The organism is Pseudarthrobacter defluvii, from assembly GCF_030816725.1.
Taxonomy (GTDB): Bacteria; Actinomycetota; Actinomycetes; order Actinomycetales; family Micrococcaceae; genus Arthrobacter; species Arthrobacter defluvii_A.
The window spans coordinates 190,424-212,234 of sequence record NZ_JAUSYG010000001.1 but is presented as its reverse complement, the minus strand read 5'-3'; the positions used below and the strand labels follow the sequence as shown (position 1 = coordinate 212,234).

Genomic DNA, 21,811 nt, shown 5'->3' with positions numbered 1-21,811 from the left:
GGGTGCAACTCCAACCGGAGTTGCACCCATTGGCGTTTTCAGGACTGGTCCCGGATAGCCCGCAACTCCTGCAGCAGTCGTAACTGCTCGGCATTGATGTCCATGAGCATTTCTATCTGCGCCGCGGCGCGCACATCTGTTTCGTAGTCATGCTGCGCCATGGCAGAGGCGATGGCGTCCTGGCGCTTGGCGGCGATCAGCAGAATTGCACCCTGCAGGCCGGCCAGCATGGACAGGAAAAGATTCAGGAGAATATACGGATAGGGGTCCCAAGCGTTGGTTGCCAGGACGAAGGTATTCACCAGTGCCCAGGCCCCCATGGATGCCAGGAAGGCGCCCACGAAGGGCCAGCTGCCCATCCCGTTCCGGAGGGTATCCGCGGCCCTTTCACCGGCACTGAGGCCCTCCTTGTGCCGCCGGTGCCAGTTAACTCTGATGTCTGCCATGGCCCCAGAGTATGCCCTGGAGGTTATGCTCCGGCCGGATAACGGGCCCGGACCGCGGGGCAGGGTCCGCCGTCCCGGCCCAGGCTTGCCGCGCTCAGTGGATCAGCCCGGAGACGAGGTTGATGGTGGTAGCCAGCACGATAGCTCCCAGGAGGTAGGACAGCAGGGCCTGCCGCAGAACCGTGGAGCGGATGGCGTTGGTTTTCAGGTCGGTGTCCGACACCTGGAACGTCATGCCAACGGTGAAGGCAAGGTAGGCGAAGTCCGAGTACCGGGGCTGGGACTCCTCGTTGAAGTCGACGCCGGTCCCGTCGCGGTAGTAGATGGCGGCGTACCGGAGCGTGAACAGCGTGTGGACCAGGAACCACGACAGGGCAATGCTGCCCAGGGCCATGGCTACCGTGGCATCCTTCGCAGACCCCTGCGCGTTGGAGGCGTTCAACAGGATTAGCCCCACCCCAGCAAAGCTTGCCACCGTGGCTCCAAGGATCAGGGCGTCTGAAAAGACCCGCCCCGGGTCCTCCCTCCGGGCATGGGCAGCAGTGGCCACGGGCCCCAGCCTGCCGATGACGCTCCACACCCAGATGAGGTAGGTCGCACAGGCGGCGGCCCACCCGACCGCAGGTGCATAGGCCCAGCTTCCCGACGCCCCGTAGGCCAGGCCTGCAAAGAGGCCGACGGCGAGCATCACCAGCATCCGGAGCCGGGACTGGTGTGCGCGCGAGTTAAAGTTCCGGCGGTGGTCGCCGGCAGCCGTCATGGACTCCATGGGCCGATCATGGCACGGGATGCTGTGGCGTCGCTGGAAAAACAGGACGCCAGCAGTGGCGCCGGGAAAGTCAGGCCGGACCTGCTAGATCAAACCCTGCGCCAGCATCGCGTCGGCCACCTTCACGAACCCTCCGATGTTGGCTCCCAGCACATAATTGCCGGGATCGCCGTACTCGTCGGCGGTGGCGGCGCAGCGGTCGTGGATGCCCACCATGATCTCGGTCAGCCGCTCTTCCGTGTGCTCGAAGGACCACGAATCACGGCTTGCGTTCTGCTGCATTTCCAGAGCCGAGGTCGCCACGCCGCCGGCGTTGGCCGCCTTGCCCGGACCGAACAGTACCGAGGCCTCCTGGAACACGCCCACCGCCTCGCGGGTTGACGGCATATTGGCCCCTTCGCCAACGGCAAGCAGGCCGTTGCGCACCAGGCGGGCGGCAGCGTCGCCGTCGAGCTCGTTCTGCGTGGCGCACGGCAGCGCCACCGTGGCGTCCACGTCCCACACGGACCCGCCGTCCACGTAAGAGACGCCCGCGCGGCGTTCCGCATAGTCCTTCAGGCGGCCGCGCTCCACTTCCTTCACCTCGCGGAGGAGTTTGACGTCGATGCCCGCCTCATCCACCACGTAACCTGACGAGTCGGAGCACGCCACCACGGTGGCGCCGAGGGTCTGCGCTTTGGCGATCGCGTTGATGGCCACGTTTCCGGAGCCGGACACCACCACGCGCTGGCCGTCGAAGGATGTGCCGCGGGTCTTCAGCATTTCCTGGGTGAAGATGACGGTCCCGAAGCCGGTTGCCTCGGGGCGGACCAGGGAACCGCCCCAGGAGATTCCCTTGCCGGTGAGCACGCCGGATTCGTAGCGGTTGGTGATGCGCTTGTACTGGCCAAAGAGGTAGCCGATCTCGCGGCCGCCCACGCCTATATCGCCGGCCGGAACGTCCGTGTACTCGCCGATGTGGCGGTAAAGCTCGGTCATGAAGGACTGGCAGAAACGCATCACTTCGGCGTCGCTGCGGCCGCGGGGATCGAAGTCCGAGCCGCCCTTGCCGCCGCCGATAGGCATACCGGTGAGGGCGTTCTTGAAGATCTGTTCGAAACCGAGGAACTTGACGATGCCGAGATACACGGAGGGGTGGAAGCGCAGGCCGCCCTTATAGGGGCCCAGCGCAGAGTTGAACTCCACCCGGAAGCCGCGGTTGATCTGGACGCGGCCGGAGTCGTCGGTCCACGGCACACGGAAGATGATTTGCCGTTCGGGTTCGCAGAGGCGCTCCAGGATGGCAGCCTCCAGGAATTCAGGATGCCTGTCGTGCACGGGGCCAAGGCTTTCGAACACCTCAACCACTGCTTGGTGGAACTCCGCTTCACCGGGGTTACGTGCGAGGACAGTGTCCTTGATGGCCTCGAGCCGTGCGTCCATGGACTGTTCCTAACTTTGCCGAAACGAAGGACGGCGCAGCAAAGCAACGTCGTCCCGAAGGTTCACGTTTCAACCTATCCGATTACGACCACGCACCAATAGGCGGAGTGATCTCCATCCGCTAGCCTCCGTTATGTGACAGACAGGTTCCGCAATCCGAGATCCCTCCGGATCCGTTCATCTACCCGAAGGAGGAATTGATGCCCTTCATTTGCCTCCTCCTCTCCGGCGCCGCGCTGCTGGTCAACGGGCTGGCGATACTCGGCCAACTCCCCCGCCGCGACGCAGCCGTTTTCAGCCTGGTGCTCGGCGGCACCCAACTGGTGCTCGGCGTCGTGCATCTTGCCGGGGCTGGCACCGGCGTCCACGCCCTTCTGACGGCTGCCGGCATGTTCCTGTTCGGGCTGACCTACGTTTATGCCGGGCTGGACGTCCTGATGGGGCTGGGCTCGAAGGGGCTGGGCTGGTTCTGCGGCATGGTGGCATTCGTTGGCCTGCTGCTGGCGGGTGCCTGGCTGGACAGCGATCCACTGCTTGCCGTGCTCTGGGTGTGCTGGTCCGTGCTGTGGGGCCTGTTGTTTGGTTCCTCAGCCCTCGGTGTGGTGCGGCTGGAACCGTTCGCGGGCTGGGCGCTGGTCCTGGCCAGCCAGGTGACCGCGACGGTGCCGGCCTTCCTTGGCCTGGCCGGCGTCTGGCCGCGCAGCGCCTGGATGGCATGGCTTGCCACGGCCCTGCTGGCCGTACTCTTCGTGGTGGCGCGCGCGCTGGCACTAAAGCCCGTCTCGCCGAGCAGGGCAGCCCCTAGGGAATCCTGACCGCTTCTGCGTACTGCCGGTTGCCCCGCCTGCTGCTGCGGCCTGTACGGGCGCTCCAGCGCTGGTGCCGGTACTCCACGTCGATGGGATGCCCGAAGGCTGCGCTGATGTTCTCACTGGTGATGACTTCGGAAGCGGGGCCGGCGGCCACCGCCTGTCCGCCGGCGATCAGCAGGGCATGGCTTGTGGTGGCAGGCAGTTCCTCCAGGTGGTGGGTGACCAGGACCGACGCCATCTGCGGGTGCGTGTAGGCGAGATCGTCGATGGTGTCCAGCAACTGCTCCCGGGCAGCGATGTCGAGGCCCGTGCAGGGTTCGTCGAGCAGGAGCAACTCCGGTGAGGCGATCAGGGCGCGGGCGATCAGCGCGCGCCCACGCTCGCCTTGGGAGAGCGTGGGCCAGCGCAGGGCGGCTTTGTGGGCCAGTCCGAACTGCTCCACCAGGGCGTCGGCCTTGGTGGACTCGGCGTGGGTGGGCTCCCACCGCGGGGACAGTTCGCTGCTCCCGGTCAGTCCGGTGAGGACAACCTGGCGGACCGTGAGGGGTGCCAGGACCTGGTGGCGCGGATTGACGTGTCCTATTGACTGGCGCAGTGCCTTCATTTCCACCCGCCCCAGGCGCTCACCAAGGACGGATACGGTCCCGGAGCTGGGGTGGTTGACGGCTCCGCACAGCCCCATGAGCGTGCTCTTCCCGGCTCCGTTCGCTCCGAGCAATGCCCAGTGCTCTCCCGCCTTGACGCTCAGGGAGATACCGCTAATGATTTCCCGGCCGTCCCGTCGGAACGAGACATCGTTGAGTTCCAGTACCTGGTGGTCCGCCGGCCGTTCGTGCATCCTTGGGTCTCCTCAAAGGGATTCGTGTTCCCCTAACTCTCCTGCCAGGTCCGGCGTCAACGCAAAATGGGCTGCTGACGCTGCAACGGCCGGCCACCCCGAGGGCGACCGGCCGCGCTTTTGATATGGCGTTTTGTTCCGTTACCGGAGCACCACGGTGCGGTTGCCCTGGAGGATGACCCGGCCTTCGCAGTGCCACTTCACCGCGTTGGAGAGGGCCTTGCATTCCGTGTCGCGGCCGGCCGCCACCAGGTCCTCGGGCCCGTACGTGTGGTCCACGTCCACCACCTGCTGGGAGATGATGGGTCCCTCGTCCAGTTCTGCGTTCACGTAGTGCGCGGTGGCGCCAACGGTCTTGACGCCGCGGGCATAGGCCTGATGGTACGGCTTGGCACCCTTGAAGCTGGGCAGGAACGAGTGGTGGATGTTGATGGCCCGGCCGTCCAGCTTCCGGGTCAGGTCGTCGCTGAGCACCTGCATGTAGCGGGCCAGCACCACCAGTTCGACGTCGAGCCCGTCCACCAGTTCCATCATCTCGGTTTCCGCTGCGGGCTTGGTGTCCGCCGTGACCGGGATGTGGTGGAACGGGATGGCATGCCACTCCACCAGTGCCTGGTGGTCCCGGTGGTTGGAAACCACGGCCACAATGTCCACAGGCAGTTCGCCGATCCGGGCGCGGAAGAGCAGGTCGTTGAGGCAGTGCCCGAACTTGGACACCATGATCAGCACCTTGCGCTTGGAACCGTGGCGTTCCAGCTGCCAGCGCATGCCGAACTTTTCAGCCACCGGGGCGAAGGAGGACCGCAGGGTCTCCAGTGTGGACTCGTCGCCTTCGGAGACGAAGTGCACGCGCATGAAGAAGTGGCCTTCGGAGCGCTCACCGAACTGCTTGTTGTCGATAATGTCGCAGCCGTGCTCCAGCAGGAAGCCGGACACGGCGTGCACAATGCCGGGCCCTTCCGCGCAGTCGAGGGTCAGGACGTGTTCCACGGTGGTGGGCGCCTTGGGGGCGGGGATATGGGTTTCAGTAACAGTCATGGCTCAGCACTCGATCACATTCACGGCGAGGCCTCCTCTGGAGGTTTCCTTGTACTTGGTTTTCATGTCGGCTCCGGTGTCGCGCATGGTCTTGATCGCCTTGTCCAGCGAGACCTTGTGGCTGCCGTCCCCGTGCAGGGCCAGCCGGGCCGCGTTGATCGCCTTCACGCTGGCGATCGCGTTCCGCTCGATGCAGGGGATCTGCACCAGGCCGCCCACGGGATCACAGGTCAGGCCCAGGTTGTGCTCGATCCCCACTTCGGCGGCGTTCTCCACCTGCGCCGGCGTCCCGCCGAGCACTTCGCAGAGCCCGGCCGCAGCCATCGAGCAGGCAGAACCCACCTCGCCCTGGCAGCCCACTTCGGCACCGGAGATGGAGGCGTTCGTTTTGAACAGGATTCCGACGGCGGCCGCCGCCAGCAGGAAGCGGACCACACCGTCGTCGTCGGCTCCCGGAACAAACTTTATGTAGTAGTGCAGGACGGCCGGAACAATGCCCGCTGCCCCGTTGGTGGGGGCGGTGACAATCCGCCCGCCGGCGGCGTTCTCCTCGTTCACGGCCAGCGCGAACAGGTTCACCCATTCCATCGCCAGCAGCGGATCCGCCGGTGCCTGCACGGGCGACGGCGTTGCTGCCGCGGCTTCAGCCGTGGCGGCCGAGGCCGTCAACGTGCGGAACAGGGCGGGCGCCCGCCGGGTCACGTTCAGGCCGCCGGGCAGGATGCCCTCTGCGTTGCAGCCGTTCTCCACGCATTCGCGCATGACGGCCCACAGCCCCAGGAGCTGTTCCCGGAGTTCGGCTTCGCTGCGCCAGGTAAGTTCGTTGGCCAGCATGACATCGGAGATGGACATGCCTTCGCGGCTGCAGATCTGCAGGAGTTCATCCCCCGTGGAGAACGGGTACGGCAGCACGGTGTCATCCGGCACCACTTTGTCCCCGCCCTCGGCGTCGCCGTCCACCACGAAGCCGCCACCAATGGAGTAGAAGCTCCGCTCGCTCAGCACGGCACCCGTGTGGTCCAGGGCCCGGAACGTCATGCCGTTGGGGTGCGCGGGAAGGGACTTGCGCCGGTGGAGCACCACGTCCTCTTCCCAGTTGAAGTCCACCCGGTGGCTTCCGGCGATGTGGAGTTCGGCGTCCAGCGCGGCGGCTGCCACCTGGTCGTCGGCGGTGAAGGTGTCCACGGTTTCCGGGTCCAGGCCCTTCAGCCCCAGGACCACTGCCTTGTCCGAGCCGTGGCCGCGGCCGGTGGCGCCCAGGGAGCCGAACAGTTCGGTCTGGACCCGCGCGGTGGCGGCCAGCTGGCCATCGCCCTTCAGCCCGTCCGCGAACAGCTTCGCCGCCCGCATCGGGCCCACCGTGTGCGACGACGAGGGCCCGATGCCGACGGAAAAGAGGTCAAGGACGCTGAGCGCCATCAGGGGACCTCTGGCGAGGCGTACTCCCGCATGGCGTCCAGCAGCCACCGGCCCAGGAACTCGGCGAAGGAAGCGCGGGGGAAGATCCGGAAGGACTCGTCACCGGTCTTCCACAGGATGGCCGGAATGTTCGCGATTTCCGTGGAGAAGGCCGTGCCGGCCTTGAAGACCCGCGGGTGCAGGTCCAGCGAGCAGCCTTTTTCCAGGACGGCGCGGGCCCGGGGGCCCGTCAATTCGAACGTGGTCCGGTTGGCGGACAGGTCCACCACCTGGCCCGCGTCGCCGCCCAGCGCGTCCCGGAGCGCAGGGATGAGGTCCCCGCCAAGGGATTCGTGCGCTTCGGTGGGTGCAACCACCAGGAACTCTGCGGGGCCGAGCCACAGGACGGACACGTCGCCGTTGCCGGCCACGGCACCGGAGCCGGTGGGGAGGCCACCGGTGACACCGGCCAGGCGCTCCGCCGCGGCGGATCCTGCCAGCGCCCGGAGACCCACCATGGTCAGGAAGGGCACCTCGAAAATTTCAACGGTGCCGGCCAGGGAGCCGGCCGCGAACTCATCCGCCAGCTGGCGCGCCGGGCTGACGCGGGCGGCGAGATTCTTTTCGGCGTTGGTCTTGGCGGAGGTCGGGGATGCTGCTGTTTCAGCCATCTTTACGGGTCCCTTCAGAGTCAAAAAGCACTGTTTCTGCGACAACCACGTCCACCAGCTGGTCGCCGGCGGCTGCCACCAGCGTTTCGCCGATGCGGTTGCGTCCGTTCTTGATCAGGGCCAGGCCGAATGACCGGCCCAGTGCTGCGCTGTGGTAGCTGGAGGTGACGAACCCTTCCATCGGCACGGGGCCGTAGGCGGGGTTGGTGGAGCGGCCCTTTTCCACCAGCTGGGTGCCTTCCGGCAGCCGCAGCGTGCCGTCCACGGGGAGGACGCTGACCAGGTGCTTGCGGTCCTCACGCTGCGCGTCCGACCGGGTGTAGGAGCGCTTGCCGATGAAGTCTTTGGCCTTGGAGACGATCCATTCCATGCCCGCGTCCTGCGGGGTGACGGTGCCGTCCGTGTCCTGCCCCACGATCGGGTAGCCCTTTTCGGCGCGCAGCACGTGCATGGTTTCGGTGCCGTAGGGGGTGATGTTGAACTCGGCCCCGGCGGCAGCCACGGATTCCCACGTGTTCAGCCCGTACCAGGCCGGGACGTTGATCTCGTAGGCGAGTTCACCGGAGAACGAGATCCGGCAGATCCGGGCGCGCACGCCGGAGGCGAGGGTGGTTTCGCGGAAGGTCATGAACGGGAAGGCTTCGGCGTCCAGGCCGCCGTTGGCAGCCAGTTCGGGTGCCACCTTGCCGATGACCTCACGGGACTTGGGCCCGACGACGGCGATGGTGCTCCACTGTTCCGTCACGGAGGTGCACTGCACGTCCAGTTCCGGCCACTCGGTCTGCAGCCATTCCTCCAGCCAGTCCAGCACCTTGGCGGCACCGCCGGTGGTGGTGGTCATGAAGTAGGTCTCGTCGTCGACGCGGAGGGTCACGCCGTCGTCGAAGATCATCCCGTCCGGGGTGCACATGACGCCGTAGCGTGCCGAACCCGGGGCGAGCTTCTTGAACGCGTTGGTGTACATCCTGTTCAGGAACTCCCCCGCGTCCTTGCCGCGGATTTCGATCTTGCCCAGCGTGGTGGCGTCCATGAAGCCCACGGATTCGCGGACGGCGGCGCATTCGCGCAGCACGGCAGCGTCCATGTCCTCCCCGGCCTGCGGGTAGTACCAGGGCCGCTTCCACTGTCCAACGTCCTCGAACAACGCGCCCTTGGCCACGTGCCAGGGGTGGATGGACGTGACGCGGGCGGGGTCGAACAGTTCCCCGCGCTGGCGTCCGGCCAGTGCGGCGAAGGCCACCGGGGTGAAGGGGGCACGGTAGGTGGTGGTGCCGATGTCGCCGATGCCGCGGGAGGCTTCGCCGGCGGTGCGCAGGGCCGCGGCGATGACGCCGATGGCGTTGACGCCGGAGGTCTTGCCCTGGTCGTTGGCGGTGCTGATGGAGGTGTACCGCTTGATGTGTTCCACCGAGCGCATGCCGGCTCCGGTGGAGCGGAGGACGTCCGCCACGGACTGGTCGCGCTGGAAGTCCACGAAGTGGTGGTGCCAGTCGTCCGGGGTGCCGCTCTCGCCCGGCACCAGCCACAGCTGGCGGGTGGGGGCGGAGGCCTTCGGGTCGCCGAACACGGACGGTTCGACGGCGGATTCGAAGCCTGCGGCGATGGCCGCCCTGGCGCCGGCGGAGATGCCCTCCGCGACGCAGTCTTCGGTGGCGAAGGAGCCGCGGCCGGCGCCAATGGTCTGCTGGGCGGGAACTTCAGTGCTGGGCACGAAGGCTGCCAGCTCCTCGTCCCAGCGCAGCTTGCCCTGGCGCTGGGAGTGCAGGTGGACCAGCGGGCTCCAGCCGCCGGACACAGCCAGCAGGTCTGCTGCGATCTGCTCGACGCCGGAGGTGAGCTCGCCGTCGTCGTTGATGCTGCGGACGGTCACGCCGTCCAGCCGGCCTGCGGAGTCAGCCGAGGTGTTGGCCACCGCGCTGCCGATCAGCACGCGGACACCGGATTCGACGGCGGCAGTCGCCGCTGCGGTCAGGGCCGGACGGGCGTCCACCACGGCGGCGACCTTGACGCCCGCGGCGGCGAGGTCGGCTGCGACGGCGTAGGCGCTGTCATTGGTGGTGCTGATGACCACGCGCTTGCCGGCGGCCACGCCGTAGCGGTTCAGGTAGCTGCGCACGGCGGAGGCGAGCATGATGCCGGGGCGGTCGTTGTTCTCGAACACCAGGGGGCGTTCGTGGGCTCCCGGGGCGACAATCACCTGGCTGGCACGGATGTGCCAAATCCGCTGGCGGGAGACACCCGGGGCGGCGGGGCTGGAAAGGTGGTCGGTGCGGTTCTGGACGGCGATGACGTAGTTGGCGTCGTAGGCGCCGAACGCGGTGGTGCGGTTCAGGACCGTGGACTCGGCGCCGGACACCAGCTCGGCTTCGACGTCGGCCACCCATTCCAGGGCGGGCTTTCCTTCGATGGTCTCAGCAAGGCCCGGAGCGGTGGAACCGGAGAGCAGCGCGCCGCCGAGTTCGGGCTGGTCATCGAGCAGCATGACCCTGGCGCCGGTGCGGACGGCTTCGCGGGCCGCGGCGAGCCCGGCGGGGCCGCCGCCGATCACCAGGACGTCGGTGTGGACGTACTTCTTGTCGTATTCGGCGCGGTCGTCCTCCGGGTCCAGCTTGCCCAGGCCGTTGAGCAGGGTGGCCTGGAGTCCGTCCACCAGGGAGACGGTGGTGGCGGGGAGCATGGATTCGGCAACATGGCCGGGGAAGCGGGCTTCCACGCGGACCAGGGCGTTGGCCTCTTCGACGCCGGCGGACATGATGCCGCGGGGGCGGTCCTCGTAGAGGGAGTTGCCGGCGGCGATGCGGCCGTTGGCCAGCAGCGCCGAGGCCAGGGTGTCACCGGGATGGCCGGTGAACTCCTCGCCGTCAACGGTGAAGCGCCAGGAGATGGTGCGGTCGATGCGGCCGCCGGTAGCCAGGCGGGCGTTCTGGGAAGTCACTTGGTCGCTCCTTCCGGGGCGGTGGTGCTGAGGATGCTCGTGGTGGAGGTGCTGGGTGCGGCACTTCCCGTGGTGGTGCTCTCAGGGCCGGTGCTGGCGGTCCCGGTTTCGGGTGCGCCGTCCGGGGAGCGGTCAGGCCGCTTCGCCCCCATCGGGTAGACAGCCTTGATGTCGTAGCTCACCGTGTCGCGGAGCATGTTGAACCACTGGCGGCAGCCGGTGCTGTGGACCCAGCGCTCGGCGAAGATGCCTTTGGGGTTCTCCCGGTAGAAGAGGTAGCGGGACCACTCCGTGTCGCTCAGCTCGTTGGGGTTCTCGGGGTACGGGACGTGGGCCTGTCCCCCGTAGTGGAATTCGGTTTCGTCCCGCGGGCCGCAGTTGGGGCATGGGATCAGCAGCATGTGCGTTAGTCCTTTTCTGGTGGCGGCGGCTAGTGGGCCACGGCAGCGGCGCCGTGTTCGTCGATGAGGGCGCCGGTTTCGAAGCGTTCCAGCGAGAACGGCGCATTCAGTTTGTGCGGGGCGCCGGTGGCGATGGTGTGCGCGAAGGTCATGCCGGCGGCGGGAGTGCCCTTGAATCCGCCGGTTCCCCAGCCGCAGTTCACGAACATGTTCTCCACCGGAGTGGTGCCCACGATCGGCGAGGCGTCCAGGGTGGTGTCCACGATGCCGCCCCAGGTCCGGAGCACGTGGGCCCGGGCGAAGATGGGGAAGAGCTCGACGGCGGCCGCCATCTGCTGCTCGATCACGTGGAAGGAGCCGCGCTGGCCGTAGCCGTTGTAGGAGTCAACGCCGGCGCCCATTACCAGTTCGCCCTTGTGCGCCTGGGAGACATAGACGTGCACGTGGTTGGACATGACCACCGTGGGGTGGACGGGCTCGTGCAGTTCCGAGACCAGCGCCTGCAGCGGGTGCGACTGGATGGGCAACTCGAAGCCTGCCATCTCGGCCAGGACCGAGCTGTGGCCGGCGGCGCAGAGGCCCACCTTTTCGGTGTTGATGGTGCCGCGGTTGGTCTTGACGCCCACTACGCGGTTGCCGTCCTTGAGGAAGCCGGTCACCTCGCAGTTCTGGATGATGTCCACGCCCAGTTCGTCGCACTTGCGGGCGAAGGCCCAGGCCACGTGGTCGTGCTTGGCGATACCGGCCCGCGGCTGGTACGTGGCGCCCATGACGGGGTAGCGGATGTTGTCGCTGATGTTCAGGATAGGGCAGAGTTCCTTGACCTGCTGCGGGTCAAGCCATTCGGCGTCCACGCCGTTGAGCTTGTTGGCGCCCACGCGGCGCATGCTTTCGCGCACGTCGCCCAGGGTGTGGGCCAGGTTCATCACGCCGCGCTGGCTGAACAGGAAGTCGTACTCGAGTTCCTCGGGCAGGATTTCCCAGAGCTTGAGAGCGTGCTCGTAGATGGCCGCGCTCTCGTCCCAGAGGTAGTTGGAGCGGATGATGGTGGTGTTGCGGGCCATGTTGCCGCCGGCCAGCCAGCCCTTTTCGAGGACGGCGATATTGGTCATCCCGTGGTTCTTGGCCAGGAAGTAGGCGGTGGCCAGGCCGTGCCCGCCGCCGCCGACGATCACGGCGTCGTAGGAGGACTTGGGTTCCGGGTTCCGCCAGAGGAAGTCCGGGTGCTCCGGAAGGTGCTGGGTGCTCACTGGGCGGCTCCAATCAGGTCTGCCTCGATGCCGGCCAGGTTGGCGTCGGCGGAGAGGTGCGGGTAGAGGGGGAATTTGCCGGCCAGGGCCGTCACGCGTTTCCGGAGTTCGACGGCGGTGTCCCCGGGGAGGGTGCCGGTGCCCGCTGAGGCGATGAGCGCCGTCGCGATGATGTCCGCAACCTCGGTGAACTCGGCGGCGCCGAAGCCGCGGGCGGCCAGGGCGGGGGTGCCGATCCGGAGGCCGGAGGAGACCATCGGCGGGCGGGGGTCGAAGGGGACGGCGTTGCGGTTGACCGTGATGCCGATCTGGTGGAGCGCGTCCTCACCCTGCTGGCCGTCGAGTTCGGAGTGGCGGAGGTCCACCAGGACCAGGTGGACGTCGGTGCCGCCGTTGACCACGGAAATACCCGCGGCTGCGACGTCTTCCTTGAGGAGGCGCTCGGCCAGCAGCTTGGCGCCCTGGAGCACCCGCTCCTGGCGTTCCTTGAATTCGGGGGCGGCAGCGAGCTTGAACGCCACGGCCTTGGCTGCCACAACATGCTCCAGCGGACCACCCTGCTGGCCCGGGAACACCGCGCTGTTGATCTTCTTGGCGTATTCCTCCTTGGCCAGGATGACGCCGCCGCGCGGACCGCCGAGGGTCTTGTGGGTGGTGGTGGTGACCACGTCCGCGTAGGGGACGGGGTTGGGGTGCAGGCCCGCGGCGACGAGTCCGGCGAAGTGCGCCATGTCCACCATGAGGTAGGCCCCCACGAGGTCGGCGATGCGGCGGAACTCGGCGAAGTCCAGCTGGCGGGAGTAGGCGGACCAGCCGGCCACGATCAGCTTGGGCTTGTGCTCCAACGCCAGGGCTTCCACTTCGGCCATATCGATCCGGAGGTCTTCCTCGCGGACGTGGTAGGGAACCACGTTGTAGAGCTTGCCGGAGAAGTTGATCTTCATGCCGTGCGTGAGGTGTCCGCCGTGCGCCAGGGAGAGCCCCAGGATGGTGTCGCCCGGGTTCAGCAGGGCGAACATGGCGGCGGCGTTGGCCTGGGCGCCTGAGTGCGGCTGCACGTTGGCGAACTCGGCGCCGAAGAGTGCCTTCACGCGGTCGATGGCCAGCTGCTCGATGACGTCCACGTGCTCGCAGCCACCGTAGTAGCGCTTGCCCGGGTATCCTTCGGCGTACTTGTTGGTGAGCACCGAGCCCTGGGCCTCCATGACGGAGGACGGAGCGAAATTCTCCGACGCAATCATTTCCAGGGTGGACTGCTGGCGGTGCAGTTCCTGTGCCACAGCGGCGGCGACATCGGCGTCGACCGTGGCAAGCGAGGCGTTCAGTACGTCCTGCATTGTTCTCCTTATGACCCTTCGGAGTTACTGACCTATAACTGATCTGTAACTGATATATTAGAACTGTCGTAATAGTATGTTCCAGATCACTTGGACGTCAATAGCACTCCTGGGAAGGCTCGAAATGAGCGTCATATTAGAGAACCACCTGACCGGCGACGGGGACCTCTCGCTCTCCGAACAGGCCTACCGGCACCTCCGCGACCGGCTCATCATGCTGGACATCCGGCCGGGCGAGGCAATCAATGACGGCAAGCTGGCCGCCGAACTCGGGATCGGCCGGACGCCGGTCCGGGAAGCCCTCAAGCGCCTGGAAAGCGACCACCTCGTGGTGTCCTATCCCCGCCGCGGAACGTTCGCCACCATCGTCGACATCACTGAACTGGCAGACGTCTCAGAGCTGCGCGAATCCCTGGAACCCCTAGCCGCACGCCGGGCCGCCAAGCTGGCAACGCCGGCGCTGCGGGCGGAAATCCGGGAAACCGCGGCCGCGATCTCCACCATGGGCGACGACGATGATCCCTACGACCTCATGCGGCACGACATCAAGGTCCACCGGCTGATCTACCGGGCCGCGGCCAACGCGCACCTCGAGGACGTCCTGATCCGCTACGACAACCTGGCCACGCGCATCTGGTGCATGGTGCTGGAAAAGGTCCCGTCCGTCGCGTCCCACATTGCCGAGCACGTTGAGCTGCTGGAAGCAGTGGCCGACGGCGACGCGGACCGGGCCGGCAAGCTCGCCCTGGAGCACGTCACCAGTTTCGAGCAGGCCATCCGGAACGTGCTCTAGCCGTCGTGTCCAGGCGCGGCTAGCGCAGCCGGGCCCGCACCTCCTGCGCGAATTCCAGCGTGGTGGCTGAACCTCCCAGGTCCGGCGTTGCGATTCCGTCTCCAAGAGCGGATTCGAAGGCGCCGGTCAGCGACCGGGCTGCCTCCGCCTCCCCCAAATGCTCGAGCATCATGGCCGCAGCCCAGAGGGCACCCACCGGGTTGGCAATACCCTTGCCCGCGATATCCGGGGCAGAACCGTGGACCGGCTCGAACATCGACGGGTACCGGCGCTCCGGGTTGAGGTTGGCGCTCGGGGCGATGCCGATGGAGCCGGCCACTCCGGCCACAAGGTCGGACAGGATGTCTCCGAACAGGTTGGACGCCACGATGGTGCGGACGCTGGTGGGCTTCATGACCAGCCGTGCCGCGAGCGCATCGATGAGCACTTTGTCGACAGTGACGCCCGGGAAGTCCGCCACCGTCTCCGCCACCACCTCGTCCCAAAACGGCATGGTGTGGATGATGCCGTTGGATTTGGTGGCCGAGACCAGCGTGCCGCCCCGGCTCGCGGCGGCCTCGGCTGCATAGCGCGCCGCCCTGCTGACGCCGGCCCTGGTGAAAACGCTCTCCTGCACTGCGAATTCGGCAGGTGTCCCTGAACCGAAGCGGCCGCCGATCTGCGAATATTCGCCTTCCACGTTTTCGCGGACCACCACGATATCCAGGTCCTCGATGCCGGGCATCGCGCCCTTAACGCCTGGCAGCAGCTTCATGGGCCGGAGGTTGATGTACTGGTCGAATTCGCGGCGGATGGGGATGAGCAGTCCCCACAGGGTCACATCATCCGGAACGTCGGGTGTTCCCACCGCTCCCAGGTAAATGCCGTCGCCGGTGCCGAGCTGCTCAATCCCGTCGACCGGCATCATCCTGCCGGTCTTGGTGTACAGATCGCTGTTCCACTCGCGGACCCGCCAGGAGACACCAAACCCGTGCAGCTCAGCCGCCGCGTCCACGCATTCCATGGCCACTTCGGTGACATCGACGCCGATGCCGTCACCGGGAATTGAGTCGATGGTGTAGGTGCGGGTCATGTGCTTCCTGCCTTTCCGGCGTTCCTGAGTATGGGTCAAGCTTAATTCGGAGTCGGGAAGGCGTGGTTCCCGGTACGGGCGGCGCGCGGGAGAAACGCTGCCGGTTCACGCCTGATCCCGGCCAGTCCGGATTCGACGGCACCCCGGACCACAACTTCTGCCCCCAGAGTGCTCGCGACAAGGTGCGGCAGCGGCAGGCCCGAGTCCGTGGGCAGCAAATCGCGCGCACGCTCCAGGACTGGTTCGATGGCGCTGGAGATCCCACCGGCAACGACCACCCGCTCGATGTCGAGAAGGCTGGCGAGCGCCACCGTGATGCGCGCCAGCCGTTCACCCAGCCGGGCGATGATGTCCCGCGCAAGTGGATCTCCCTCGCGGGCTGCCCGGAAGACATCCTCTGCGCTGATGTTTCCCTCGGGTATGCGCCGCAAGGAGGAGGCCCCGTCATAGGTATTTACGCCCGCCCGTGCCCATGTCCGGGCAAGCGCCCCGAGGCCGTCCGAGCCCCCCTCGTCGGACACGAGCTTAGTGTCGAAGACATCCAGGAACCGCATCTCGCCGGCCCCGCCCTGGCGTCCCCGCAACAGGCGTCCATCCACGATCAGGCCCGCTCCGAACCGCTCTCCGGACAGCAGGGTGGCGACATTGGCGGACGGCTCCTGCGCTTGTTCAGCCACGGCAGCGAGGTTGGCATCGTTCTCGATGAGCACCTCGCCTGGTAGCCCGGAGGCGAATCCGGAATTCATCAACTGCCAGAACTCTCCACCTTCCGGAGACATGCCGTCGGCGTCAACCGGCGCGGGAACCCCGACGACCGTCAGCAGGACATCGGCGGCATTCCATCCGGCATCCGAAAGCGTCCGGTCAATCAACGCGCGTGCGGCGGCAACGCGCCCAGCACACCCCAGCGTGTGCGAGTCAATGCGTTCGCAGCGCTTGCCGAGCTCGCGGCCACGCAGGTCGGCAACGAGGGTTGTCAGGCGGCTTTCGCCGGCATCCATCCCCACCACCACACCCGCAGATTCCCGCAGCCTGTAGCGGCGTGCCGGCCGGCCCTTGGTAGAGCGGCTGGCCTCACCGCCGTCACCCACCTCCTCCAGCCAGCCCGCATGAACAAGACCGTCGCAGACACCCAGCACGGTGGCGCGGGTAAGGCCCGTGGCAGCCATTGCTTCACCGGCCGTGAACACCTGTTCCTGGAGGGCGAAGCGCAGCAATGCTTCCGAGTTGATCTGCCGCAACAGTTGGGTCGAGCTCGCCGTAGTTCCGTCCACCCCTTGACGATATCCCTTCCGTCCCCCATCCTCGTATAGGACCTAAATATAAGATCCATATAAAATCTTTTCCGACCGCCCACAGGAGCCAATGTTGCCACCTTTGACGTCCGCGGGGACGCACGTTTCCCGACGTACTTTCCTTGCCGCTGCGGGAGGTGCCCTGACCGCTGCCGGCCTGGCCGGCTGCGCCCCTGCCGGTGCGGCGCCGGCCACGACCATCACGTTCCACCAGTCGAAACCCGAAGCCGTCCCCTACTTCCGGGACCTGGCGGCGAAGTTCACCGGATCACAGGACCGGTTCCGGGTCCTTCACGACATGGCCACCAATCTGTCCGCCAGCTTTGTCCGCAGCAGCCCCCCGGATCTTGGCTGCTTGAACTACAACCTGGAGATGGCCCGGTTCATGGAACGCGGGGCCCTCTCCGACCTTTCAGACCTGCCCGAAGCAGCAACAATCCGGGACGACGTGCTGGACCTGACCAACTGGTACCCCACCTATCCCGGCCGCACCAGCGTGATCCCCTATTCGGTGATGGCCGCGTCCGTCATCTACAACCGCCGGATCTTCCAGGAGCACGGCCTGGCTGTTCCAACCACCTGGGACGAATTGATTGACGTGTGTGAACGGCTGAAGTCCGCCGGAGTGACTCCCATCTACGGCACTTTCCGCGATCCGTGGACAGTGGCGCAGGGCCTGTTCGATTACACGGTGGGCGGCATGGTGGACGTGCGCGGCTTCTACGCCAAAATGCACGAAATCGGTGAGCATGTGGGACCGGACTCCGACGTGTCATTCCAAAAGACGCTGCTGGAACCGGTGCAGCGCATGGTCCAGCTGACCAAATACGTTAATCCCGATGCGGCCAGCCGGGGCTACGGTGACGGCAACACCGCGATGGCGCAGGGCCAGGCGGCAATGTATTTCCAGGGACCCTGGGCCTTTGGAGAGATCGAGAAGGCGGCCACCGGCCTTGACCTTGGCACCTTTCCGCTTCCAATGACCTCTGACCCTGCCGACCTTAAAGTCCGGGTGAACGTCGACCTCTCCCTTTGGGTGCCCGAAGCCGCGAACGGACAGCAAGGGGCGCGCGCGTTCCTTCAATACCTTCTGCAGCCGGAAATCCAGAACCCCTACAACGCCAAGTTCCTGGGATTCGGCACGGCCAAGGACGCTCCTCCTGTCACCGACCCGCGCATCGTCGAAATGCAGAAGTACTACGACGAGGGCCGCTTCTACATGGGCGCCTCGCAGTTCATCCCCAACACGATTCCCGCGGCCAACTACATCCAGTCGATCATCGGTGGCGCCGATCCCGAAGGCACCCTGCGCCGGATGGACGCTGACTGGGCGCGCCTGGCTTTCCGGGCGTAACCGCACCTCCGCCCCGACGCACGAAACGAGGACCCCCCATGTCATCAGTGACCAAAAATTCCGCCAGGGCGGCGGTGACTCCCGCGGCGGCGCCGAAGGTAAAACGCGCCCGCAAGAGCCGGGTGGACCCGCTCTACTACTTTTTCCTGTTCCCATCGCTCGTGATTTTCACGCTTGCCGTTACGCTTCCCGCCATACTCGGATTCGTCTACAGCTTCACCAATTCAGTCGGCTTCGGGAAATTCGAGTTCATCGGCATTCGCAACTTCATCGCGGTTTTTCGGGATGAAGGAATCCTGGGCGCCTACGGGTTCACGCTCGCCTTTTCGCTCCTGACGGTCATCGTCGTGAACGTCCTCGCTTTCCTCCTGGCGCTGGGGCTGACGTCCCGGGTCCGGTTCCGGACGGCGCTGCGCACGGTGTTCGTGATTCCCATGGTGATCTCCGGCATCGTCATCGCCTTCGTCTTCCAGTACCTCTTCTCCAATTCACTGCCGCTGATGGGTAAGAGCCTGGGCATCGAACCCCTGGCGACGAGCATCCTCGCCAACCCCGACCTCGCCTGGCTGGGAATCGTTTTCGTCACCGCGTGGCAGTCAATTCCAAGTGCCATGCTGATCTACATCGCCGGGCTCCTGACGGTCCCTCCCGAGGTCTATGAAGCCAGTTCCCTCGACGGCGCCAGCCCCTGGCACAACCTGCGGCACATCACCTTGCCGCTGGTGGCCGGGTACGCCGTGATCAATACCGTGCTTGGTTTCAAGAACTACCTCAACGCCTACGACATCATCGTGGGTCTCACGGACGGCGGCCCCGGGGTGTCCACCCGCAGCGTTGCCATGGCCATCTTCCGGGGCTTCGAGGGCGGCGATTACGCCTACCAGATGGCCAACGCCGTGATCTTCTTCCTCATCAGCATCACCATCGCACTCATCCAGCTTCGCTTCACACGTGGCAAAGGAGGGATCGCATGAGCAACGCGACCCGCACCACCCCGGCAGGACCGGCCAGCCCAGGACCACTCAATGCCGGGCAAGGCATCGCCGGAAGAAGCCGCGCCGGGAAGCGCCGGATCCGCACCGGCCACGAACGCACCAACTGGGCCGCCACGGTCATCCTCATCGTCTGTACACTCGGTGTGCTCGTCCCGCTGTACGTCACCGTCAGCATGGCCTTCAAGACCACCGGGCAGGCAGTTGACGGCAATGCATTCTCCCTGCCGTCGCCCCTGAGCCTCGAAAGCTTCGGCCAGGCCTGGACGCTGACGAACTTTCCCCGCGGCTTCGCGATCTCCGTGTTCGTGTCCGCCACCGCAGTAGTCGGGGAGATCGTCGTGTCGGCGCTGGCAGCCTACGCGATCGTCCGCAACTGGGACCGCCGGCTGTTCCGCTGGTCGTTCTTCTACCTGCTTGCCGCCATGTTCATCCCGTTCCCCGTGGTGGCGCTGCCGCAAATCCAGCTCACGGGCCTTGTGGGACTGGACAATCCGCTCGGCGTCGCAATCCTGCACATCGTCTTTGCCCTGGCCTTCAACACAATGCTCTTTACGGCGTTCCTGCGCTCAATCCCGCTGGAACTGGAGGAAAGCATGCGGATGGACGGCGCCGGCACATGGCAGGTGTTCTGGCGGCTCATCTTCCCCCTGCTGGGACCCATGAGCGCAACCGTCGGCATCTTCGCCTTCATCGCCTCATGGAATGACTTCATGATGCCGTCGCTCATCATTTCCGATCCCGAAATGCAGACCATTCCCGTGCTGCAAAAGATCTTCCAGACGCAGTTCAGCAACAGCTACAACGTTGCCTTCGCCTCCTACCTGATGGCAATGGCGCCGGCCATCGTCGTTTACCTGTTTACCCAGCGATGGGTGATGTCCGGCCTCACCCAGGGTGCGGTCAAGTGACGATCCCATCCGCATGACCACCACTCATCAAGCCGAAGGACCCTGCGCAGCTAAAGTGACGTGGAATACTTCGACACACATGCCGCCGGAGGTACCGGCGGGGCCGGAAGGGGCAATGGCGTGAGCGGCAAAGGGATGCAGGAAACGGTCAACGAGGATCAGCAGGCACGCCGGCACGTGCTGTCCGCCGTGTCCCGGGAACGGGGGCTGCGCCCGGACCCGGATTTCGACCGGCGCCTCGAGGATCGCTTTCCCACGCTCCGCAGCCTGTTCCACTCCCTCTACGGCGACCGCAATGACTGGCTGGCCCAGCTGACGGACCTGGTCCTCCAATGCGCGCGGTCCTGGCAGGACCGCCCAACGGCGTTGAAGGCCCTGGATGCGGAGCGGGAAGGCAACCCGGACTGGTTCCAGGCCAACCGCATGCTCGGCGGCGTCTGCTACGTGGACCGCTACGCGGAAAGCCTGGAAGGGGTCCGGACCCGCATCCCGTACTTCAAGGAACTGGGCCTGACCTACCTGCACCTCATGCCCCTGTTCCTGGCGCCGGAACCACACTCGGACGGCGGCTACGCGGTCTCCAGCTACCGCCAGGTCAACCCGAAGCTGGGCACCATGGAACAGTTGCGTTCCCTGGCAGCCGAGCTGAAGGACAACGGGATCAGCCTGGTGGTGGACTTCATCTTCAACCACACCTCGGACGAGCACCAGTGGGCCCGCAAGGCAGCCGGCGGGGACCCCGAATTCAGCGACTACTACTGGATCTTCCCGGACCGGACCATGCCGGACGCCTTCGAGGCGGACGTCCGCGAAATCTTTCCCGAGAACCACTCCGGGTCCTTCATCCAGATGGATGACGGCCGCTGGGTGTGGGCCACATTCCACACGTACCAGTGGGACCTGAACTACTCCAACCCGGAGGTCTTCCGGGCCATGGCAGGAGAGATGCTGTTCCTGGCCAACCAGGGGGTGGACATCCTGCGCATGGACGCAGTGGCGTTCATCTGGAAACAGCTGGGCACCCCATGCGAGAACCTGCCGCAGGCGCATACCCTGCTCCGGGCCTTCAACGCCGTGTGCCGGCTGGCCGCGCCGTCGCTGCTGTTCAAGTCCGAGGCCATCGTGCACCCGGACGAGGTGGCGCTCTACATCGACCCCAAAGAATGCCAGCTCTCCTACAACCCCCTGCAGATGGCTCTTATTTGGGAATCCCTGGCCACCCGGGACGTCTCGCTGCTGGGCCAGGCCCTGGAACGCCGGCACAACATCCCGGACGGCACGGCGTGGGTGAACTACGTGCGCAGCCACGACGACATCGGCTGGACCTTCGCCGACGAAGACGCCGCCGAGCTGGGCATCAACGGCTTCGACCACCGCCGGTTCCTGAACTCCTTCTACGTCAACCGCTTCCCCGGCAGCTTCGCCCGCGGCGTCCCCTTCCAGGACAACCCCAAGACAGGTGACTGCCGGATTTCCGGCACGACGGCGTCCCTGTGCGGCATGGAGGTTGACCCGGCTGAGGCGGTGGAACGGATCCTCCTGGCCCACTCGGTGCCGTTCAGCACCGGCGGCATCCCGCTGCTGTACCTGGGCGACGAGGTGGGGCAGGTCAACGACTACGGCTACGCGTCCGAGCCCGGGCACGAGGAGGACAGCCGCTGGGTGCACCGGCCACACTTCCCCGCGGAGCAGTACGCCCGCCGCCTGGATCCCTCCACACCGGAGGGTGCAGTGTACGCCGGGCTGAAGCGGATGATCGAGGTCCGGGCTGCCACCCCGGAACTGGCCGGGACCACGTTGATCGATTTCGGCACCAACAACCGCTCGGTCCTCGCCTACCAGCGGCCCGGCGAGTCCGGGGACAGCACGGTTTTGGCCCTCGCCAACTTCAGTGACTCCGCCCAGCCCCTTCCGGCGGAAACATTCGGCGGATTCTCCCCTGCCGCCGTCGACCTTCTCTCCGAAGCAGCCCTGCAGCTGGACGACGGCGTGACGCTCCTTCCCCGGCAATACCTCTGGCTGCGCGTCACGCCGGCGTAGCATCGCGGGCTTGTTTTCTTATCGGACGCACCCCCGT

General features: G+C 66.1%; 19 protein-coding genes. 6 read left to right on the top strand and 13 right to left on the bottom strand.

The window, feature by feature from the left end; translation table 11 throughout:
* Window positions 1-38: 38 nt before the first annotated feature.
* From QF031_RS00885 to gdhA, 3 genes are all read right to left on the bottom strand, one after another.
* Window positions 39-446, bottom strand: coding sequence for a DUF1003 domain-containing protein (locus tag QF031_RS00885; protein WP_307422812.1), 408 nt, complete (start codon window positions 444-446; stop codon window positions 39-41).
* Between the two features lie 94 nt (window positions 447-540).
* The gene (locus tag QF031_RS00880) at window positions 541-1,215 is read right to left on the bottom strand and encodes a DUF1345 domain-containing protein (RefSeq protein ID WP_307422809.1); all 675 of its coding nucleotides are present in this window, start codon (window positions 1,213-1,215) and stop codon (window positions 541-543) included.
* An 84-nt stretch (window positions 1,216-1,299) separates the two neighbouring features.
* Complete coding sequence (gene gdhA / locus QF031_RS00875; RefSeq protein WP_307422806.1) at window positions 1,300-2,637, bottom strand: NADP-specific glutamate dehydrogenase; 1,338 nt, start codon at window positions 2,635-2,637, stop codon at window positions 1,300-1,302.
* Window positions 2,638-2,837: 200 nt separating this feature from the next.
* Between gdhA and QF031_RS00870 the strand changes: the two genes are divergently transcribed.
* Window positions 2,838-3,452 carry an AmiS/UreI family transporter gene (locus tag QF031_RS00870; RefSeq protein ID WP_307422803.1) on the top strand — a complete coding sequence of 205 codons (615 nt, stop codon included), beginning with the start codon at window positions 2,838-2,840 and terminating at the stop codon, window positions 3,450-3,452.
* Here QF031_RS00870 and QF031_RS00865 read toward each other — a convergent pair.
* From QF031_RS00865 to glyA, 8 genes are all read right to left on the bottom strand, one after another.
* Complete coding sequence (locus QF031_RS00865; RefSeq protein ID WP_307422800.1) at window positions 3,439-4,287, bottom strand: ABC transporter ATP-binding protein; 849 nt, start codon at window positions 4,285-4,287, stop codon at window positions 3,439-3,441. The two genes, QF031_RS00870 and QF031_RS00865, sit on opposite strands and share 14 nt — an antisense overlap.
* A gap of 141 nt (window positions 4,288-4,428) precedes the next feature.
* Entirely contained in the window at window positions 4,429-5,325 is an 897-nt protein-coding gene (purU, locus tag QF031_RS00860; RefSeq protein WP_307422797.1) for a formyltetrahydrofolate deformylase, read from the bottom strand.
* Window positions 5,326-5,328: 3 nt separating this feature from the next.
* Window positions 5,329-6,744 (bottom strand): L-serine ammonia-lyase, encoded by a 1,416-nt coding sequence (locus QF031_RS00855; RefSeq protein WP_307422795.1) that lies wholly within the window; start codon window positions 6,742-6,744, stop codon window positions 5,329-5,331.
* On the bottom strand, window positions 6,744-7,394 hold the full coding sequence (locus QF031_RS00850; protein ID WP_307422793.1) for a sarcosine oxidase subunit gamma: 651 nt from the start codon (window positions 7,392-7,394) through the stop codon (window positions 6,744-6,746). The genes QF031_RS00855 and QF031_RS00850 overlap by 1 nt, the downstream gene beginning before the upstream one ends.
* Window positions 7,387-10,329, bottom strand: a complete 2,943-nt coding sequence (locus tag QF031_RS00845; protein WP_307422790.1) for a 2Fe-2S iron-sulfur cluster-binding protein — start codon at window positions 10,327-10,329, stop codon at window positions 7,387-7,389. Before QF031_RS00845 ends, QF031_RS00850 begins: the two co-directional genes overlap by 8 nt.
* The gene (locus tag QF031_RS00840) at window positions 10,326-10,730 is read right to left on the bottom strand and encodes a sarcosine oxidase subunit delta (protein ID WP_307422787.1); all 405 of its coding nucleotides are present in this window, start codon (window positions 10,728-10,730) and stop codon (window positions 10,326-10,328) included. The genes QF031_RS00845 and QF031_RS00840 overlap by 4 nt, the downstream gene beginning before the upstream one ends.
* A 29-nt stretch (window positions 10,731-10,759) precedes the next feature.
* Window positions 10,760-11,980, bottom strand: coding sequence for a sarcosine oxidase subunit beta family protein (locus tag QF031_RS00835; RefSeq protein WP_307422784.1), 1,221 nt, complete (start codon window positions 11,978-11,980; stop codon window positions 10,760-10,762).
* A complete protein-coding gene (glyA, locus tag QF031_RS00830; protein WP_307422781.1) occupies window positions 11,977-13,317 on the bottom strand; it encodes a serine hydroxymethyltransferase in 1,341 nt (446 codons plus the stop codon). The genes QF031_RS00835 and glyA overlap by 4 nt, the downstream gene beginning before the upstream one ends.
* Before the next feature lie 124 nt (window positions 13,318-13,441).
* Here glyA and QF031_RS00825 point away from each other — a divergent pair, with 124 nt between their 5' ends.
* Window positions 13,442-14,110 (top strand): GntR family transcriptional regulator, encoded by a 669-nt coding sequence (locus QF031_RS00825; RefSeq protein WP_307422779.1) that lies wholly within the window; start codon window positions 13,442-13,444, stop codon window positions 14,108-14,110.
* Window positions 14,111-14,129: 19 nt separating this feature from the next.
* Here the strand turns inward: QF031_RS00825 and QF031_RS00820 are convergent, their stop codons facing one another.
* Together QF031_RS00820 and QF031_RS00815 are read right to left on the bottom strand one after the other, a co-directional pair.
* Window positions 14,130-15,182, bottom strand: coding sequence for a tartrate dehydrogenase (locus tag QF031_RS00820; protein WP_307422776.1), 1,053 nt, complete (start codon window positions 15,180-15,182; stop codon window positions 14,130-14,132).
* Window positions 15,183-15,223: 41 nt separating this feature from the next.
* Entirely contained in the window at window positions 15,224-16,456 is a 1,233-nt protein-coding gene (locus QF031_RS00815) for an ROK family transcriptional regulator (RefSeq protein ID WP_307422773.1), read from the bottom strand.
* Between the two features lie 91 nt (window positions 16,457-16,547).
* Here QF031_RS00815 and QF031_RS00810 point away from each other — a divergent pair, with 91 nt between their 5' ends.
* The 4 genes from QF031_RS00810 to QF031_RS00795 all read left to right on the top strand — a co-directional run bounded on the left by QF031_RS00810 (window position 16,548) and on the right by QF031_RS00795 (window position 21,774).
* Window positions 16,548-17,831, top strand: a complete 1,284-nt coding sequence (locus QF031_RS00810) for an ABC transporter substrate-binding protein (protein ID WP_307422771.1) — start codon at window positions 16,548-16,550, stop codon at window positions 17,829-17,831.
* A 38-nt stretch (window positions 17,832-17,869) separates the two neighbouring features.
* On the top strand, window positions 17,870-18,805 hold the full coding sequence (locus QF031_RS00805) for a carbohydrate ABC transporter permease (RefSeq protein WP_307422768.1): 936 nt from the start codon (window positions 17,870-17,872) through the stop codon (window positions 18,803-18,805).
* A complete protein-coding gene (locus QF031_RS00800) occupies window positions 18,802-19,734 on the top strand; it encodes a carbohydrate ABC transporter permease (RefSeq protein ID WP_307422765.1) in 933 nt (310 codons plus the stop codon). The genes QF031_RS00805 and QF031_RS00800 overlap by 4 nt, the downstream gene beginning before the upstream one ends.
* A gap of 135 nt (window positions 19,735-19,869) precedes the next feature.
* The gene (locus QF031_RS00795) at window positions 19,870-21,774 is read left to right on the top strand and encodes an alpha-amylase family glycosyl hydrolase (RefSeq protein ID WP_307433044.1); all 1,905 of its coding nucleotides are present in this window, start codon (window positions 19,870-19,872) and stop codon (window positions 21,772-21,774) included.
* Window positions 21,775-21,811: the final 37 nt, after the last annotated feature.

What these genes read in the sequence shown, in the direction of transcription:
- QF031_RS00885 (WP_307422812.1), bottom strand. Translation starts at nt 446, where the DNA reads ATGGCAGACATCAGAGTTAACTGGCACCGGCGGCACAAGGAGGGCCTC.
- QF031_RS00880 (WP_307422809.1), bottom strand. Translation starts at nt 1,215, where the DNA reads ATGGAGTCCATGACGGCTGCCGGCGACCACCGCCGGAACTTTAACTCG.
- gdhA (WP_307422806.1), bottom strand. Translation starts at nt 2,637, where the DNA reads ATGGACGCACGGCTCGAGGCCATCAAGGACACTGTCCTCGCACGTAAC.
- QF031_RS00870 (WP_307422803.1), top strand. Translation starts at nt 2,838, where the DNA reads ATGCCCTTCATTTGCCTCCTCCTCTCCGGCGCCGCGCTGCTGGTCAAC.
- QF031_RS00865 (WP_307422800.1), bottom strand. Translation starts at nt 4,287, where the DNA reads ATGCACGAACGGCCGGCGGACCACCAGGTACTGGAACTCAACGATGTC.
- purU (WP_307422797.1), bottom strand. Translation starts at nt 5,325, where the DNA reads ATGACTGTTACTGAAACCCATATCCCCGCCCCCAAGGCGCCCACCACC.
- QF031_RS00855 (WP_307422795.1), bottom strand. Translation starts at nt 6,744, where the DNA reads ATGGCGCTCAGCGTCCTTGACCTCTTTTCCGTCGGCATCGGGCCCTCG.
- QF031_RS00850 (WP_307422793.1), bottom strand. Translation starts at nt 7,394, where the DNA reads ATGGCTGAAACAGCAGCATCCCCGACCTCCGCCAAGACCAACGCCGAA.
- QF031_RS00840 (WP_307422787.1), bottom strand. Translation starts at nt 10,730, where the DNA reads ATGCTGCTGATCCCATGCCCCAACTGCGGCCCGCGGGACGAAACCGAA.
- glyA (WP_307422781.1), bottom strand. Translation starts at nt 13,317, where the DNA reads ATGCAGGACGTACTGAACGCCTCGCTTGCCACGGTCGACGCCGATGTC.
- QF031_RS00825 (WP_307422779.1), top strand. Translation starts at nt 13,442, where the DNA reads ATGAGCGTCATATTAGAGAACCACCTGACCGGCGACGGGGACCTCTCG.
- QF031_RS00820 (WP_307422776.1), bottom strand. Translation starts at nt 15,182, where the DNA reads ATGACCCGCACCTACACCATCGACTCAATTCCCGGTGACGGCATCGGC.
- QF031_RS00810 (WP_307422771.1), top strand. Translation starts at nt 16,548, where the DNA reads ATGTTGCCACCTTTGACGTCCGCGGGGACGCACGTTTCCCGACGTACT.
- QF031_RS00805 (WP_307422768.1), top strand. Translation starts at nt 17,870, where the DNA reads ATGTCATCAGTGACCAAAAATTCCGCCAGGGCGGCGGTGACTCCCGCG.
- QF031_RS00800 (WP_307422765.1), top strand. Translation starts at nt 18,802, where the DNA reads ATGAGCAACGCGACCCGCACCACCCCGGCAGGACCGGCCAGCCCAGGA.
- QF031_RS00795 (WP_307433044.1), top strand. Translation starts at nt 19,870, where the DNA reads ATGCAGGAAACGGTCAACGAGGATCAGCAGGCACGCCGGCACGTGCTG.